Here is a 1,189-nt window from a genome sequence, read left to right on the forward strand (position 1 = left end):
GTGACCCAGTCGAGGCCGAGTCCGTCGTGCTCCTCGGGAAGGAGGATGCGGTCGAATCCGACGTCGCACAAAGCCTTCACCCATTCGAGGGGATAGGTCGACGTCTCGTCGCACTCATGGAAGTACTTTTCCCATGAGCGTGAATTCATGACGTCGGCGAAGCCGTCGACGATCAGCTGCTGTTCCTCGGTGAATGAGAAATCCATTTCTACTCCTCAGTTGTGATCTCGATTGTCTGTTGAGTTGACGCCGGGGCCTTCCCGACGCGCGAGCGAAAGAAATCCGACGCGTGCGCGAGGGCGCCCCTCGCGGCGTCAAGCATTCTGGAGTGGTGCAGGAAGCCGTGGATGACGTCGGGAAACTCCTCCGCCTCCACGTCTCCCCCGGCGCTCGCGAGCATGGCCGCGAGCGTGCGCGAATCGTCCCTCAGGGGATCGAGCCCGGCCGCGGCGATGTAGCACGGCGGCATCGTCCCCGTTAGATCGTTCGCCAGGAGGTCGACGTAGGGGCTGCGCTCGTCTGCGGCGTCGGCTAGATAGAGACCCTTGTACCAGGAAAAATCCTCTTCCGTCAGACCGTCCCATTCGCCTCCGAACAGCCGCATCGACATTGAGTCGCGCAGCCCGAAAGCGCCGTAGAACAGCAGGAGCGCCGCAACGCCCTCGGCAGCTTTTTCCTCGTCGCGCAGGTGCAGGAACGCTCCGAGGGCAAGGCTGGCGCCGCCGGAGTCGCCCGCCAAGGCGAGTCTCCGAGGATCCAGCCCCCATTTGTCAGAGTCGGCCTTCAACGCCAGGACGACGTCGACGCATTCTTCGAGCGCCCGCGGAAAGCGCGCCTCCGGCGAGAGCGTGTAATCGACGGCGATAACGGCCGCCCCGGTCTTCTCGGCGAGGGTCCGGGTTATTCGATCGTGGGTGTCGAGGTCTCCCAGCACCCATCCACCCCCGTGGACGTAGACGATCCCGGGGAGGACGGCGGCGCCGTCGGGGCGATGCATCCGCACGCGCACCCTCCCGTGCCGGGTCGCGACGTCCTCCTCGATCGTCGAGGCCGGCACGGGGCCGCCGTCGTTCCAGAAAACCCGTTCCTTGCGATACCCCTCGCGCATCTGCTCGAAGGTTTGACCGCTGGAATAGACGCCCGCAGCGAGCTCGTTCTGCTTGGCGACGACGGCGCCTGTCTGCTCGCT

At 65.0% G+C, this 1,189-nt stretch carries 2 protein-coding genes; both read right to left on the minus strand.

The features are described from left to right. Positions 1-206: acyl-CoA dehydrogenase family protein (locus ACO48X_RS09925; protein ID WP_485001929.1), on the minus strand; the 206-nt coding region annotated here is incomplete at its 3' end. Positions 207-208: 2 nt separating this feature from the next. Further along, a partial coding sequence (locus ACO48X_RS09930) for an alpha/beta hydrolase fold domain-containing protein (RefSeq protein WP_485001930.1) occupies positions 209-1,189 on the minus strand: 981 nt, incomplete at its 5' end.

Source organism: Peptidiphaga sp., from assembly GCF_057238965.1.